16 protein-coding genes are annotated in these 15,678 nt (G+C 62.7%); 9 read left to right on the forward strand and 7 right to left on the reverse strand.

Going from position 1 to position 15,678, the window contains the following annotated elements:
- Positions 1 to 817, forward strand: an 817-nt coding sequence (locus A2J03_RS08860; protein ID WP_068372311.1) for a GlxA family transcriptional regulator, incomplete at its 5' end; no start/stop codon positions are given.
- Positions 818 to 837: 20 nt separating this feature from the next.
- Here A2J03_RS08860 and A2J03_RS08865 read toward each other — a convergent pair.
- The gene (locus A2J03_RS08865; protein ID WP_082897703.1) at positions 838 to 4,104 is read right to left on the reverse strand and encodes an arabinosyltransferase domain-containing protein; all 3,267 of its coding nucleotides are present in this window, start codon (positions 4,102 to 4,104) and stop codon (positions 838 to 840) included.
- Between the two features lie 118 nt (positions 4,105 to 4,222).
- Between A2J03_RS08865 and A2J03_RS08870 the strand changes: the two genes are divergently transcribed.
- From A2J03_RS08870 to A2J03_RS08880, 3 genes are all read left to right on the forward strand, one after another.
- The gene (locus A2J03_RS08870; protein WP_068372314.1) at positions 4,223 to 4,894 is read left to right on the forward strand and encodes a TetR/AcrR family transcriptional regulator; all 672 of its coding nucleotides are present in this window, start codon (positions 4,223 to 4,225) and stop codon (positions 4,892 to 4,894) included.
- Entirely contained in the window at positions 4,891 to 5,823 is a 933-nt protein-coding gene (locus tag A2J03_RS08875) for a TIGR01777 family oxidoreductase (protein ID WP_068372316.1), read from the forward strand. Before A2J03_RS08870 ends, A2J03_RS08875 begins: the two co-directional genes overlap by 4 nt.
- A 222-nt stretch (positions 5,824 to 6,045) precedes the next feature.
- The gene (locus A2J03_RS08880; protein ID WP_068372319.1) at positions 6,046 to 6,357 is read left to right on the forward strand and encodes an NIPSNAP family protein; all 312 of its coding nucleotides are present in this window, start codon (positions 6,046 to 6,048) and stop codon (positions 6,355 to 6,357) included.
- A gap of 5 nt (positions 6,358 to 6,362) precedes the next feature.
- Here A2J03_RS08880 and A2J03_RS08885 read toward each other — a convergent pair whose 3' ends face one another.
- The 3 genes from A2J03_RS08885 to A2J03_RS08895 are packed head-to-tail and all read right to left on the reverse strand — an operon-like array spanning position 6,363 to position 9,816.
- A complete protein-coding gene (locus A2J03_RS08885) occupies positions 6,363 to 7,121 on the reverse strand; it encodes an SDR family NAD(P)-dependent oxidoreductase (RefSeq protein WP_068372322.1) in 759 nt (252 codons plus the stop codon).
- Positions 7,118 to 8,677 (reverse strand): acyl-CoA synthetase, encoded by a 1,560-nt coding sequence (locus A2J03_RS08890; protein WP_068372325.1) that lies wholly within the window; start codon positions 8,675 to 8,677, stop codon positions 7,118 to 7,120. The genes A2J03_RS08885 and A2J03_RS08890 overlap by 4 nt, the downstream gene beginning before the upstream one ends.
- Before the next feature lie 11 nt (positions 8,678 to 8,688).
- On the reverse strand, positions 8,689 to 9,816 hold the full coding sequence (locus tag A2J03_RS08895) for a DUF5938 domain-containing protein (RefSeq protein WP_068372329.1): 1,128 nt from the start codon (positions 9,814 to 9,816) through the stop codon (positions 8,689 to 8,691).
- Between the two features lie 240 nt (positions 9,817 to 10,056).
- On the opposite strand from A2J03_RS08895, the gene A2J03_RS08900 reads away from it, so the two are divergent.
- Positions 10,057 to 10,713, forward strand: a complete 657-nt coding sequence (locus tag A2J03_RS08900) for a TetR/AcrR family transcriptional regulator (RefSeq protein WP_068372332.1) — start codon at positions 10,057 to 10,059, stop codon at positions 10,711 to 10,713.
- Here A2J03_RS08900 and A2J03_RS08905 read toward each other — a convergent pair.
- Both A2J03_RS08905 and A2J03_RS08910 read right to left on the reverse strand, forming a co-directional pair.
- Complete coding sequence (locus tag A2J03_RS08905; RefSeq protein ID WP_197480680.1) at positions 10,696 to 12,333, reverse strand: GMC oxidoreductase; 1,638 nt, start codon at positions 12,331 to 12,333, stop codon at positions 10,696 to 10,698. The genes A2J03_RS08900 and A2J03_RS08905 overlap by 18 nt on opposite strands.
- A 163-nt stretch (positions 12,334 to 12,496) precedes the next feature.
- Complete coding sequence (locus A2J03_RS08910; protein WP_231912450.1) at positions 12,497 to 12,955, reverse strand: Lrp/AsnC family transcriptional regulator; 459 nt, start codon at positions 12,953 to 12,955, stop codon at positions 12,497 to 12,499.
- 95 nt (positions 12,956 to 13,050) lie between these two features.
- On the opposite strand from A2J03_RS08910, the gene A2J03_RS08915 reads away from it, so the two are divergent.
- On the forward strand, positions 13,051 to 13,470 hold the full coding sequence (locus A2J03_RS08915; RefSeq protein WP_197480681.1) for a rhodanese-like domain-containing protein: 420 nt from the start codon (positions 13,051 to 13,053) through the stop codon (positions 13,468 to 13,470).
- 93 nt (positions 13,471 to 13,563) lie between these two features.
- Here A2J03_RS08915 and A2J03_RS30440 read toward each other — a convergent pair whose 3' ends face one another.
- Positions 13,564 to 13,737, reverse strand: coding sequence for a hypothetical protein (locus A2J03_RS30440; RefSeq protein WP_156520277.1), 174 nt, complete (start codon positions 13,735 to 13,737; stop codon positions 13,564 to 13,566).
- A 163-nt stretch (positions 13,738 to 13,900) separates the two neighbouring features.
- Between A2J03_RS30440 and A2J03_RS08920 the strand changes: the two genes are divergently transcribed.
- The 3 genes from A2J03_RS08920 to A2J03_RS08930 form a co-directional block, all read left to right on the forward strand.
- A complete protein-coding gene (locus tag A2J03_RS08920; RefSeq protein ID WP_068372338.1) occupies positions 13,901 to 14,347 on the forward strand; it encodes a MerR family transcriptional regulator in 447 nt (148 codons plus the stop codon).
- Positions 14,344 to 15,321 (forward strand): aldo/keto reductase, encoded by a 978-nt coding sequence (locus A2J03_RS08925; RefSeq protein ID WP_068372341.1) that lies wholly within the window; start codon positions 14,344 to 14,346, stop codon positions 15,319 to 15,321. The genes A2J03_RS08920 and A2J03_RS08925 overlap by 4 nt, the downstream gene beginning before the upstream one ends.
- 1 nt (position 15,322) lies before the next feature.
- A partial coding sequence (locus A2J03_RS08930; protein ID WP_197480682.1) for a cysteine hydrolase family protein occupies positions 15,323 to 15,678 on the forward strand: 356 nt, incomplete at its 3' end.

Raw genomic sequence — 15,678 nt, forward strand, 5'->3', positions numbered from 1 at the left:
CACGGGAACTTCGGTAGTCGCAGCGTTGCCCCTTTCCGCGGCAGATGACGCCGACCTGGTCGCGCTACCCTCCTCGCCGCTCGATCGGCCGCCGTCGGATGCGGTTCTTCAGGCTGTGCGTCACGCACACGACCGCGGGGCGCGGCTGCTGTCGGTATGTACGGGAGTGTTCGCCCTCGCACACGCCGGTGTTCTCGACGGACGGCGTGTCGTCACCCACTGGCGTCATGCGGCGCACCTCGCCGAGAGCCACCCGAGCGTTGTCGTCGACGCCGATCTGCTCTACCACCAGGACGGTCCGATCGTTTCCAGTGCGGGCACTGCAGCTGGAATCGACGCCTGCCTCCACCTGATTCGGACGGCCCACGGTCCGGCCGTCGCGAATCGCATCGCCCGTCGCATGGTGGTGCCTGCTCATCGTCGTGGAGACCAGCGCCAATTCGTCGACACCCCAGTGAGTCTCGGACCGGACCACAGTCTTCAAGAGGTCATCGACTGGATCGACGGTCACCTGGCCGACCCGCTCAGCATCACGGATCTGGCTGGCGTGGCCGGTGTCTCATCGCGAACCCTGATGCGACGATTCTCGACCGAAGTCGGTGTGACACCGCACGGTTGGCTGACTCAACGACGCGTCGCGCGCGCCCAGGAACTGCTGGAACTGAATTCGTGGTCGATCGAGGAAGTTGCCGCGAGAAGTGGGTTCGGTTCGGCCCCGCTTCTGCGCCATCACTTCCGTCGTCTCATAGGCGTCACGCCGACCGAGTTTCGGCGTCAGTTCTCGGGTGAACCGAAGTCAGCGAGAGCGCTGGGGTAGCGATTCGGCCCGGTAGGCGGTCATGAGGTGATGTTGATCGGTCCTGGCGTCCACAGCCCGGATCGAGTTTCGGTGCTGAGCTGCAGTTCTGCTGGTCGAGCCGACTTGTCGATCGCCACGAACTGCTCGATCGAACCCCAGTCCTGGTCCCAGTCGTCGGCCAGATACGACGGTATCGTCCGCGCGCCCAACAGCAACTGCGTCCAGCCGAGCGGCCCGCCGCCGTAGTGGTCCTGCCACAACCCGGTGACCACAGCGAGCGGTCGATCGGGGGAGATTCGGTACTCGGGAATTTCCGCGACGCCATTGGCGTGCAGCATCTGATGCTGGCACGGGAAATTGAGCCCGACTGCCCAATCCAGCAGGACCGGGGCGTCGCGGCCGACGACATCCTGAAGTGTGCGTGTCACGGGGACCCGCAGCGGAGTGAACGCGACCCACTGTTCATCACGAATGTCGAAGTCGGCGGCCACGATACGGACCGCGTCAGCCTCGGCAGGTAGATCTGCCAGCGGCACCCGAAGATTGCGCCACGACGGAGTGGGGCCGATATCGATGGGAACGGCGGACCCAAGGACAGAAACACTCCCATCGGAAGACGTCGTGCCGTACTCGACTTCGAGCTTTTGTCCGTACGTCTCGATTCCGTCCGCATCGACGGACCGAATGCGTCCGGCAGCCGCGATCGAGACGATGTCGCCGCGAGAACCGTCGGAATCGGGATCGGGGAGGCGATACCAGTCGGACGTTGCCGTGGCCGCGTCCTGCGCGCCGACGCTTCCCATGACCGGCGTGGAACCCGGGTTCAATCCGAACGGGAGGGCAACGGTGCTGCCATTGATGCCTTCTCCTCCGATGCCGCCGCCGGTTCCGGCCGTGCCACCCGGAGAGTTCTGGTCCGTGTTCGTGCGGTCGACGCTGTTCGCCGTCCCGGACGCGACATCCTCTTCATCTGGCGTCAGATCGCCGGCGACGCCGTTCGGTGTGAACCCCGACCCACCGGGGGTCGAGAGTGCATCGGCGGGGTTTGCCGACATCGGTTGCAACATGGACTCGTTGGCGTCCGTCTCGAGCAGAACATCGTGTGCGAGCCCGCACGGTGAACCGGTGAGTGCGTCGATATTGGAACGGGCGACCGAATACGCCGGATACTGCGACACCGCTCCCTTGGCCAACGACAGTATCTCGAAGACGACCATCGCCGCGGCCACCACTGTCAGAGCTGGCACACGCCAGATGCGAGACGGCGTGTCCGTACGTTTCGAGGCAACCGGATGTATGTGGTGCCACGCGGCGATCGCGAGCAACAGCCCTGCGACAGCAAGTAATGCGACGGCGAATCCATGCCCGGCAATGGACGGCGCCTTGTCTCGCCACGGAACGCCGAAAGCAGATACGTACCACCATCCGTTCCTGCCTACGAAAGAGATGGATACGACGGCAACGACCGCCGCGGCGAACAATGCACGGTTTCGACGTGATCGAAGGACCATCGGTCCGACTGCTACTGCCGCAGGAACAGCGAGCGAAGCAGCGAGGCCCGCGTAGATTCCGAAGTGGTGTGTCCACTTCGTCGGGACGAACATCATCAACACCATTGCACCGACGGTGATCCCGACGATCCGTCCAACCGGTCCCCGGGCGGTCCCCGGGATCTGGCCTCCGCGCCGAAGAATCGTCAGCGCGACGGCTACCAGACACAGGATCATGGTGAAGACGGCGAATCGGCGTCCGAGCGAGCCGTCGACCGTGTCCTGGAACAGCCATTGGTATCGCATGTACTCGTTGAACCACGGCTCACTGGGCGAAATGACGTGAACCCGTTGCATTTCCCGGACAGCAGCCATTGTCTGATCGGCGAACGCGGCAACCAGGATGACCAAGCCGGCGGAGAGCATCGGTAGCAGCAATGCGGCGTATCCGGTGACGCGCGCTCGATCGGCGAGAATTCGGGCTATCGGCCGCGCACCGGCGATCAGAGCCGCGAAGCAGATGATGCCGGATGGGCCTGCAGTCACGGTGACCGCGCCGATGACGATGGCGGCGGCCGCGGGGAGCAAGCGTCGGGTCGCAATGGCCCGTTCGACGGAACACCAGGTCAGCAGGACCCCGGCGGCAACAATCGGTTCCGGGCGCAGTCCGTTGTTGAACGGGAGCCAGAACGCGAGGAACACGAACGCGGCGGTCCACAGCGGCAACGACGAGCGCCGAACTGCTGTGCCGAGGCGGGGAGCGACCTCGCGGCTGATCAGCCACCAGGTGAGGATGCCGGCCGCGAGAGCCGGAAGCCGCATCCAGACACTGGCTGTAGACACGTGAGTCATCAAAGCCAAAACGTCGTAGAACGGTGTGCCGAAAGGAGATTCCGGTACGCCGAACCATCGGAAGTAGTTGGACATGTAGCCGGCTTCGCCTGCGGCTCGTGCCATGCCGAGCTGATAGCCATCGTCGGAAGTATTGGCGCCGATGACATGCCAGAGCGCGAGAACGCCCACTACGACACCATCTTTGACGGTGAAACTCCACCACGACGATGGAAGGAATCTGCGCGCGCGACGTCCGTCGGACTCATCGAGGCGATGCAGGGCAAGCAGTGCGATCGCCGTCGCGGCAACGGCGGCGATCATTGCCACCAGCTTCAGTGCCGTCGGTGACGTTGTGAAACGCGTATCCACGGTGGCGTCGACGCGCAGCCCGTCCGGCACGGCAGCACCGGATAGATCGGAGAACACACCGACCATCTGTGGTCGCAGATCCTGCTCGAAGACCTGCTCGGTGTCGCTACCTGCAGTTCCGGTCACTGCCACGGTCGTCTGTGTGGGCGTAGAGGAGACCGATACTGCGCACCCGGCGTCGGGGACGATCTGAGTGGACAGCAGAACAGTGCTGCGTGCAACAACTTCCAGCCGATCTGCCTGCACGCGTGCTGACAATGCCCATCGATCCGGTTCTGCGGCACCGATCGGAGCCGTCGACACTACGACGCCACCGCCATTGGTTGCCAGTTCCTCGATGGCGGAACACGGAATCGTCATATCGAAGCTTGCCGGTGTGTAGGAGACCAACGGCGCTGTGACCGCTTCGAGCGAGCTTCCTTGCGGCCACGACATGCGGGCCTCGGTCTGGTGTACCGGCAGGAGGGGAATCGAAATGGCTGCGAGTATCCCGATGACTGCGGCTACGACAGCGACGTTGCGGACTCGGCGGAAATCCGATCTTCGTATCGGTACGTCGGTGGTTTCCTCGGGCGGAGATGGCGTCGTGATTTCAGAGTTGATGGCCCCCATGGCGGCCGACCTTATCAAAGGCTAACGAACTGACGTACCTGTCCACGACAGGAACTTGAACATGTTCAAACATAGGTCTACCGTTCGTTTTGAACACGTTCAGAATTGAGGTGCGCAGATGGTTCGGACATCCGAGACACGCGACAAGGTAGTCGAGGTCGCGCTGCGACTGTTCCGAGACGAGGGATTTCATGCGACCACTATGCGTCGGATTGCCGACGAAGCCGGCGTCTCGCTGGGCAATGCGTACTACTACTTCGCGGGCAAGGACGAACTGGTCCACGAGCTGTACATGGTCATTCAGCGCGATCACAGGGACCGCGCGCTTCGGGTCCTCGTCGACGGTGGATCGCTGTCCGACAACCTGGCCGCGGTACTGCATTCCGGTGTGGACGTGATGGCGCCGTACCACGCGTTCGGAGGCACGTTCCTGCAGTTGGCGCTGCCGACCAGATCCAGTTCCAGTCCGTTCTCCGAAGAATCGTCCGACGCAAGGTCCATGGCCATCGACCTGATGCGGGCGACCCTTGCAGCGTCGAAGCAGAAGGTGCCTGCGTCGCTGAACGACAGTCTCCCGACGCTCCTGTGGATGATCTACCTGGGCGTCACCCTGCATTGGGTGACCGATTCCTCGGAGAACCAAGTGCGTACCCGAACGTTGATCGACGGACTGGTTCCGGTGGTGGCCAAAGCTGTGCGCCTCGTTCGGCTACCGGTTGCACGCGGATTGGTCGCCGATGTGGCAGGGCTCATGAAACGAATGACGTCAGAAGAAGGGTTGCGACCGTGACGGATTCACCGACTTCTGTCGTCCTGTGTGGGGCTTCGGGGTACATCGGCAACTATCTGCGTCGATCGTACGAGGAGCGCGGTATCCGCGTGCGAACGGTCGGCCGCGGAACATCCAGCGACGCAACGTGGTCCGACTATCGAAGCATCGTCGACGTTCTCGACGGCATTGATCTCGTCGTGAATCTCGCCGGTCGCTCGGTGAGCTGTCGCTACAACAAGACGAACGCCGACGAGATCATGTCGTCCCGCGTTCAGACGACGGCGATGCTGGGTCGGGCTCTGGCCGATGTGCGGCACCCGCCGGCGTTGTGGGTCAATGCCAGCACCGGGACCATCTATCGTGATTCGCGAGACCGTCCGATGGACGAGCGGTCCGGCGATCTGGGATCGGGCTTCTCGGTCGAGGTGGCGCGCGCCTGGGAGCGTGAACTTTTCGACGCCGATGTATCGGTTCGCAGGGTGGCGCTTCGCCTGTCGATCGTGCTGGGCGCAGGCGGCGGGGCCATCAATCCGATCATCGATCTGGCCCGAGTCGGACTGGGAGGGAAGATGGGTGACGGCGGCCAGATTTTCAGCTGGGTGCACGTTTCGGATGTGGCGCGCGCAGTCGATCACCTGTACGACCACGCAGGTATTTCGGGCCCGGTCAACGTTGCTACCCCGTTTCCAGTGACCAACGAGGAGCTGATGAAAGAAGTTCGGATCGCGCTGGGGCATAGTCATGGGCTGTCGACCCCTGCTTGGTTGCTCCAACTGGGCGCTCGTGTGATCCGCACGGAAGCCGAACTCGTTTTGAAAAGCCGATGGGTATCTCCAGGAGTGTTGACGGATACAGGTTTTCAGTTCGCATTCCCCCGCTTGGCCGGGGCTTTGGAGGACATCGCATCGCGGACGCCTCGGGGGTTGCTCCCCGTCGCGCTCGGTTAGCGCGCACGATCCACCGGAGCTCACCGAGTTGCTTCGAGCGCTCGCGGCCATGCCTCACTGGGCGTCCCGCCCACTGGCACGGTTGAGTGCACGTCAATGCACTTAACCGTGCCACTGCGGCGGAGCCGCAGTCCACGGCTGAGGAACTGGCTATCGATTCCACCTTGTAAGGCCCCAGAATGGGACTACCAGTCCGCTGCACAACCTGCCGAAAGATGAACGATGATCTCCATACACCTGCGGTACGAGATCGACCCCGACCGACTCGACGACTTCCGCGAGTACGGCCGTCGATGGATTCCTCTCGTCGAGCGGTTCGGCGGCCGACATCACGGCTACTTCCTGCCGAGCGAAGGTGACAGCGACGAAGCGTTCGCGCTGTTCACCTTCGACTCGCTTGCGGCCTACGAGAAGTACCGACAGGATTCCGCCATCGACCCCGACTGCATCGAGGCATTCCGGTTCGCTCGGACCACGGGGTGTATTCGGCGCTACGAACGCCGTTTCTTGTCACCGTTGTTTGCGGGTGAGTGAAGACCCTAGACGAGCGACGCCGACAGGCCCCCGTCGAGGATGTAGTGGCTTCCGGTGATCCACGACGCTTTGTCGTTCGACGCGAGGAACAGCGTCACCTCTGCGATGTCCTCGGGTGTACCCAACCGGCCCTGTTTGGCGGCGACGAGATCGCCGAACGGCATCTGGGTAGCCGCTTCGAAATCCGGGACCAGTCGATCGACCATTGCGGTATCGGCGAAGCCGGGGCATACGGCGTTCACCCGGACTCCCGAGGCTCGCATCTCGATGGCCGCGACACGCGTGAGCTGAATGACCGCAGCCTTTGTGGCGCAATAGGAACCGAGTAGCGGGCTGCCGCCGACGCCGGCGAGTGAGGCGATGTTGACGATGTTGCCCTTCGACTCGACCAGCGGGCCGATCGCGGCCTTCATGACCAGGAACGGGCCTTTCACGTTCACGGCATAGATCTTGTCGAAGCTCTCCGTCGACTGCTGCAGCAGCGGCGACGAGATTTCGATACCGGCGTTGTTCACCAGGATGTCGAGTCCGCCCAGAATCTCCACGGCCTGCGCGACTGCGGTCTGTACCTGGCCCTCGTCGGAGACGTCGCAGTTCGCGATACCTGCAGCACCGATCTCCTCGGCGGCCTTGGCTGCTGCTCCCTCGTCGACATCGCTGACGACGACGCGTGCGCCACGGTCGATGAACATCTTGGAGATGGCTTTTCCGATGCCGGCGCCGGAGCCGGTGACGAATACGCGCTTGCCCTCGAACTCGGTCATGGTGTGCTTCCTTTCGATGATGCTGAGAGTGTCATGGTGGTGCGCACTTCGGTCTTGAGAACCTTGCCGACCTTCGAACGCGGAAGGTCGGTCCATATCTGAATCTGTTTGGGCGCCTTGATACTGCCTATTCGCTTCTTCACGAAATCGATCAGTTCTTCTCCCGACGCTTCGCGGCCGGGACGAAGAAGAACTGCAGCGGTGACCCGTTCACCCCACTTTGCGTCGGGTAGGCCGACAACGGCACTTTCCTTGACCGAGGGGTGGGACAGCAACGCCTGTTCCACCTCGGCCGAGTAGACGTTGAAACCGCCTGTGATGATCATGTCTTTCGCCCGGTCGACGACATACAGATAGCCGTCGTCGTCGAGATACCCGATGTCACCGGTGTGGTGCCAGCCATGCGCGCCGACTTCGGCTGTGGCGTCGGGATTCTCGTGGTAGCCCTGCATCACCAGAGGGCCGCGGACGACGATCTCGCCACGCTCGCCGCGCCCGAGCAGTGCACCGTCGTCATTCATGATCGCGACCGTCGTCAGCGGTGTCGGTTTGCCGGCCGAGGTCAGCCGCTCGACGGCGATGGAGCCGTCGCTGCGGAAGTGATCGGCGGGTGCGAGCGTGGCGATCATGTTGGGTGCTTCGGTCTGTCCGAAGAGCTGTCCGAGAACGGGTCCGATTCGGATCAGTGCCTCCTCCAACCGCGTCGGCGACATCGGTGCAGCGCCGTACCAGAGACACCGCAACGACGACAGGTCCGTTCCGTCGAGATCCGGATGATCGAGTACACCGTAGATGACCGTCGGTGGAAGAAATGCATGCGTGATGCCGTGCTGCTCGATCAGGGACAGAAACTTCCCGACGTCGGGGGCCGGCATTACGACCACATGTCCTCCGAGGCTGAGGACGGGGAATGTCAGCACTCCTGCCGAATGAGTCAGCGGCGCGAGCGCTAGGTATTGCGGACGTTCACCGAAGGGATAGCTCATCAACGCCGTTGCCGTGGAGGTCATCATGTTCTCCTCGGTCAGGCGCACGCCCTTCGGTCTGCCCGTTGTGCCGCCGGTTCCGGCGATCATGCACAGCCCGTCTGCAGGCCGTCTGTCGGCGACCGAGTCGGATCCGTGTTCGGCGAGCCACTGCTCGTACGACAGTGCGCCCGGCACCTCCCCGTCGAGGCACACGATCCATTCGAGCTGTGGCAGTTGGTCGCGGATACGAGCAACAAGTTCGGCAAAAGCGCTCTGAAAGAACAAGAATCGGCAACCGAACAGGTCGAACAGTTGACGGTTCTCGTCTGCCTCGTTGCGCGGGTTGATCGGGCACCACACTGCACCTGCTCGCGAGATCGCGAACACGCACGTCAGCGCAAGCGGATCGTTGGCGGACAGCACTGCCACACGATCGCCCGTGTCGATCCCGGTGTGTTGCAGTGCGCTGGCGATCCTGACCGTGTCGTCGTAGACCTCCCCGTAGCTTCGGGTTCGGTCACCTATGGTCAGACACGGTGCATCTCGGCCCAGTGATACCCCTTTGTCGAGGTAGTCGGACAGCCTCATCGGCCCTGTCCTCAGCTGTGCGCGGTGACGATGGGGTCGAGTACAAGTCCGAACGCGCGCAGCACGCCGAGTAGTTCTCGATGACCGAATGCCTGGCAGCTGGAGGCGAATCCGACCTTCTTCGGTGGCCCTTGCAGCAGGTGCGCAGCCGCGAATGCGTTGAGCAGCGCGGTCTGCTTGTAGTTGCAGTTGCCGTGGATCACCGTGTGCACCCGTCCGAGCGGACCCGACGCGTACACCGAATCGAGCGAGGTGTTGATTCGCGGGTTCTCACGAGGAGGAGTCTCGCTACGGACGGAGGCCGACACCGTGTCGATGATCTGGTACTTCTCGGCATCCGATTTGCCCTCCATCTGTGCCAGTGCAGCAGAGATGATCTGGGGCACCGCCAGCATCAGCGGCTTGTTGATCACGCCGCCGTAGGCCTTGGCGTTCGCGACCCGCGGATCGTTCTTGAACCACACCGGATGTGACGTCCCGCCCCACGGCAGCGCCAGACCGAGTTCGTGCTGACCGGGCACAACGACCTGGAAGACCCCGTCGTCGGCCGGCCACTCGACGTACTCGTTCTGCTCGAGGTAGAAGGCCTTGGAGAAGGCGGCGTTGGTCAGGATGGTATTGGTGGACGCGACGGTCGGATGCCCCTTCCAGAAGACCTCGATGTCGAGCGTGTCCAGTCCGGGTGTCTCGAGACAGATGTTCGCCGCGATTTCCCCGATGCTGTACATCTGGGCCAAACCTGGTGTGAGCACGATGTTTCGGGACGCGAAGTCGGCGCCGTACTTCTTCTCGGCGTCGATCATCCAGTCCTGCTCACCGGTCGTGTCGGTGTAGTGCGCGCCGATCTCGAGGCATGCCTGGACCACTTCGTGTCCGAAGCGTGAGAACGGACCTACGGTGTTGAGAACAACCTCTGCACCCCGGAACGCCTCCACCAGAGCATCTTTGGTGTGTTCGACCTCGGCGATCTCGTATTCGACGGTGTCGATGCCGGGGACCGCGTCGAGGATGCCCTTCACTCGGCCCTGGCTACGGCCGGCGGCCAGGAACGGGATGTTGTACTCCCTCAGGTATTCACAGATCAGTCGACCGGTGTATCCCGACGCCCCATAGACGACGACGCGCTTGTCGGTTGGCATGGAAAAGGTCCTCTCGTGAACGGTCTGCCAGCACGGCGGACCGAGGTGGGTTGGAACCGGGGCACCTTCTTCGGGAGGGTGTACGTCCGCGCTCCCAAGATGTGCTGTCGATCACACTATGGGAGAATCTATACAGCCGTCAAGATTTTTCTTGACGACTGCCCAAAGTTTGGAAAAATGACGTCGGGCCTACACTGATGTCGAGTGATTCACGACGAGCGCGCGGAAAGGACACGGATAATGACCCAGACTGCCGACCCTCGCGCGCGTGTAGAAGAGCGTGCTCGCAACAAGTTCGAGGCCAAACGCACCGAGCTGGCGGAGGCGACGCTGCACACGCTCGCCGAACTCGGGTATGCACGCACATCGCTCCGGGAAATCGCGCAGAATTCCGAGTACTCACACGGCGTGCTGCACTACTACTTCACGGACAAGCTCGATCTCATCACCCACGCGGTGCGCCAGTACGAAGCCATCTGTGTCACCCGCTACGACGAGGTGGTCGCAAGCGCTCCCGACGCCGAGCACCTGTTCTCCGACTTCGCCGATAAGTACTTCGCCACTCTCGTCGCGGACGCTGGAATACACCGGTTGTGGTACGACCTGCGGAATCAGGCCCTGTTCGACGGCTTGTTCCGAAGCGACGTACTCGACATCGAAGCGCGTCGCGAAGACATGATCTGGCGCGTCGTGGTTCGCTACTGCGATCTGCTGGGAACTACGCCGACGATGGACCGGGCGTCGGCCTACATCCTTCTCGATGGCATTTTTCAGAGGGCGCTTCTGCACCACTTCGCCGGAAACGTCGACGAGATCGACGCCGCGCGTGGTCAGCTCCGGGCCGCATTCGCGATGTTGGACTGCGCGGCGAGCAGCGCGTCAGCCGCGCGCTCGTAGCACCTCTTCGACGTTGCGCTCGGCCAATGCGCTGATGGTCAGCGACGGATTGACGATCCCGGTGCTGCCAGGCACGAGTGAACCGTCGACGACGTACAGGCCGTCGTAACCGTTGACCCGCCCGTACCCGTCGGTTGCCTTCCCGAGCACGACGCCACCCAGCGGATGAGCAGTGAAGGTCGCGTTGACATCTCGCACGCCCAGTGGCGGATATCCAGTGCCGATGTTGGAGCGTTCGGCGATCGTGTTGTGCACCGCTCTGAGCGCTTCCTCGACGTATCGATTGCCCTGGTCCGGCCACGCGAGCCGGACTGCGTCGGTTGCACGGTCGTAGACGAACCGGCCACGAGTGGGGTCGAGAACCATGCCGAGTGAGCCGATGAGAGACAGGTCGACGGGGGAACCGGGTACGTACCAATTCTCCAACGTCAGCGGCGTGCCTGATTCGTCGGTGATACGCGTCGCCGAGGGGGAGCCCTGTACGACGCCGACGCCCTCTGCGCTCATGCCGCGCACCAGAGCTGCGTCACCGTTGGTGCCCCAGCCTTCACCGATGTGCTCGTCCAGGTTCGGCAACGCCCCGGTGTCGCGAGCGCGGACCAGCAGCTCGGAAGTACCCATGGAACCTGCGCCGAGGAACAACCGGTCGCAGGTGATGGTGCGTCGATCGATCACCGATGCGTCGGGCGCGAGGATGGATACCGTCAGGGCGTACCTGCCGTTCGGCTCCTGCGTGACGGTCGTGACCTCGTGGCGCGGATGGATGGTGCATCGACCGGTCGCTTCCGCCGCTGCCAGGTAGTTCTGCGTCAGATCGAACTTTGCGCCGTTGGAGTTGCCCAGGTTGGATTCGCCGAGAATGGCCGATGGCCGCGATCTGCCGTTCAGTTCCGCGCGGACGGTGTCCCAGTTCCAGATGCCGTCGATGCGCGACGGGTTGTACCCGGCGCGGCGAACCTGCGCGTCCCACACCCGCGAGTGTGTGAACGGGGCGGAGGCGTAGATGTCGTCCGGCATCGAGGACAGGCGCAGTTCGGAGCGGACGCGAGGGTAGTACACCGACGTCAGTTCGTCGTACGACAGCGTCGATCCGAACACGGCGTCGAAGTAGCGGCGTTCCGGGGCGATCATGACCCCGGTGAAGACCAGTGATCCGCCGCCTACTGCTGCGGCTCGCCAGACATCGATCGATCCGTGTTCGGTCACGTCGAAGATGCCGCCGAACGAGTCCGTGGGAACGGTGGGCAGCCCCGTCAGCGGCGCGAGGCCTGGGCTTCGCCAGAAGGCGCGACCGTCCGGCATGAAGTCGTTGGCGAAGATCTGCCGGAACGGATCACTGGGCCAACGGGATCCGCGCTCGACGATGGTAACCGACACGCCCGCATCGGCCAAGCGGCGTGCGGTGATGGCTGCGCCGAACCCGGACCCCACCACGATGGCGTCCGAGTGGTCGGGTGCGGACGGAACCGGGGCGTAGATGTCGGGCACGAACTGCGCGTACATCGGGCCGAGAATTGGTGCCGCGGCAGCGCGGTGAGCAGTGCCGCCGAGAAGCGTCGCGGCGGCAGCTGTTCCTGCGATTCCGGCCGCCCTGACAAAATTCCGACGGTTCACGCTCATGATTCCACCCTCGCCCGACGAGTTGCGTCGGCCACGGGTGCGGCGACGCAACCGAGCATTGGTTACCGACGAGTAAGTTGTCCACACGGAGGTACCGTTTGCCGTCAGCATCACGTCACTGAATATGTGTGACGGGTGCCACTGAGTTGAGTGTTCTGGCTGTTCAGGCCGGCGTTATGTGCCTGGATGGAACCGGGCTCGAGTAGACGACGTTGGTTGTGATGCCCCCGAGCGTGGCAAGCCGTCCGGTAATTCGTTCGAGGTCGCGCATCGACCGTGCGAGCACCTTGATGATGAAGCAATCCGCGCCCGTGACGTGATGGGCTTCGATGACTTCGGGAAGCGAGTCGGCCAGATCGTGGAAGGGCTTGTAATTGCCCGTCGGGTAGACCAACCGCACGAACGCGGTCACGGTGTACCCGAGCGCTTCGGGGTCGACGGTGACGGAGTAGCCCGTGATCACGCCGCCGTCGGTGAGGCGTCGTACGCGATCGGCTGTTGCACTGGGCGACATACTGATTGCGCGAGCGAGTTGCGCGACGCTGGCGCGACCGTCCTGTTGCAGTAGCTCGATGATGGCGTGATCGGTCGAATCTAGGTCTATCCGTGGTTTCGACTGCACGGGTGGGAATATACCGTGGAATGTGCTGCAGAAGTGCGGTTCTTTCCGTGGATCAGTAGTTCTCTTCAGATCTGGTGAGCTGTCTAATGATCGGCATGAAGCCATCACTGTCGGCGGCAGAGTTCTTCGCCGCGAAACTTGCCTACGAGATCGACCCGGCTGACCTAGCTGCAGATCGGTCCGCTGGTGTTCCCGTGATCGTCATCGATACCCGGTCCGCTGCGTCATGGAGTCAGGGGCGTATCCCCGGGGCCGTGCACATCCCGAACGCCGACCTCGACAAGCGCATTGCGGAGTTCGCTGGCGACCGGGACTCGCCGATCGTCGTCTACTGCTGGGGACCGGGATGCAATGGGAGCACGCGAGGCGCCCTCACCCTGGCAAACCTCGGCTACACGAACGTCCGTGAACTCATCGGCGGATTCGAGTACTGGGCCCGCGAAGGCCTCGCAACCGCGAGCGATGACGGTCGTGGGCGTCGGGCGCCGGATCCGCTGACCGCGCCTGTCCGGTAGTTGGGCATTCATGGGCGGCGAGTTCGCACTTGTGCAGAAGAAAGCCGTCGATCGGCCTGCATAAGTGCGAACTCGTGTGGGCGGTACACGCGATCACGGCGCAATTTCAGATGTGAAGTTTGTGGTTGTCGCCTTCAGGATGTCGGACGGGGCGCTACTGATTGCTTCGGCGTCGAACCAGCGGATGGCCACGTCCGGATACGACGCGAGCGCCCGCTCGATATCGGCTGCGAGTATTGCGCGGCGTTCGCTTCTATCCAGGGCCAACCAGGCAGGTAGGGCAGTCAGGTGAACGAAACTGTGTAGGTCGACGAATCACTCATGGGAAATTGATCCCTCGACGGTCCGACATCTGAGTGTCGCGGGTCCGCCCCGAAGTGTTGTCGCAGCACTTGCGTTCGAGTGCACTCCAAGACGTAGCGTCGCTTTCATGAGTGCACGGATCGCTGCCGCCCCGATCGATGACGGCATTGGCATTGCCGAAATGGCCGCATGCTCGGGGCTCAGCCAGGACACGCTGCGGTGGTACGAGCGCGAAGGGCTGATCCCGGGCATTGCTCGAACGTCCGACGGCCGTCGGCTGTTCACACCACGAATGGTTGCATTGGTCCAGTTGCTGTCGCGGCTTCGATCGACGGGCATGCCGACGGCTGACATGCGCGAATTCGCCACACTCGTCGACGGCGGTGCCGGCACTCATCAGTCGAGGATCGAACTGCTCTCCAGACACCGCGAGCGTATAGCCGAACGCCAACGAATTCTGACCGAGGCCGGTGACGCCCTGGAAGCGAAGATTTCCCACTACGAAGATCTGATCTCGCGTGGCCTCGACTGCAATGGAACCGCGATAGACCAACAAGGCCAGGAGCTGCAATGACAAACCCAACTCGTAGAATTCCCGCGCTCGATCGCGACGTCAGTGCTGTGGGCTTCGGCTGCATGGGCATCAACTGGGCATACTCGACCGTCAATCCCGAATCGTCCCGTGCAGGATCGCAGGTACTCGCCCACGCGCTGGAATCGGGCATCGACTTCTTCGACACCAGCGACGCCTACGCCGCCGGGGAGAACGAGACCGTCGTCGGACGTGCTTTGGCCGGTGCAGACGTGCTCATCGCGACGAAGGGCGGACTCATCGGATCCATCGTCGACGGCAGGCCGACGATCGCTCGCAATGGCCGTCCCGAGCATCTCCGTCAGGCCTGCGACAACAGCCTTCGTCGGCTCGGAATCGACACGATCGATCTGTACTACCTGCATCGCATCGACGAGCAGGTACCCATCGAGGAGTCATGGGGAGCTCTGTCCGAGCTCGTCGAAGCAGGCAAAGTGCGAGCACTCGGGCTCAGCGAGGTCACTACCAAGCAAGCCGACACAGCGCATGCCATCCATCCGGTTGCGGCTGTGCAGTCCGAGCTTTCGGTATGGACCCGAGATGCGTTGGGGGACGGATACGAAGTCGGGAACATCGTCGAATGGTCACGAGCACGCGACGCCGTATTCGTCGCGTTCTCTCCGCTCGGACGTGGCTTCCTGACCGGGGAACTGAACACCGAGAACCTCTCGTCCTGGGACTTCCGGTCCACTCTCCCCAGGTTCAACGGTGAAGCAGCACAGCAGAATCGAGCGATCGTCGACGCCGTTGCGGAAGTGGCGCGGCGACACGAGACCACCTCGGCCGCAATCGCTCTGGCATGGGTTCTTGCTCAGGGTCCGCATGTCATCCCGATTCCTGGCACCACCAAGACTCGACATCTCGACGCCAATCTCTCTGCCGCACAACTTGTCCTCACGGCCGAGGACCTCGATATCCTGGACAATGCGCCGTCCGCCGTCGGGACCCGTTACTGAAATGATCGCCTCGAAGACTGCACTGCTCGAGATCGACTTTCAACCGTGGATCATCGCGCTCGGGCACGATCCGGACGTTCTCGGTCGGGCACAGGGCATTCGTCAGGAGTTCCGGGCGCAAGGATCGCTGGTGGTGTGCACCCGCTATCTGAGCTTGGACTCGAGCGATTCGATGCGCTCCGATCCCGATAGTGAGAGATCACGTCTTCATCCCACTATGCTGCCGGAGCCCGGGGATCTCGTTGCAACGAAACATGATCGAGATATCTGGAGCAATCCTGACCTGCATGTTCAGCTGCAGCTGAACGGTATCGAGCACATCGTCGTCGACGGCTTGGTCACCGACTTCGGTGTAGA

The organism is Rhodococcus sp. EPR-157, from assembly GCF_001647195.1.
GTDB lineage: Bacteria > Actinomycetota > Actinomycetes > Mycobacteriales > Mycobacteriaceae > Rhodococcoides.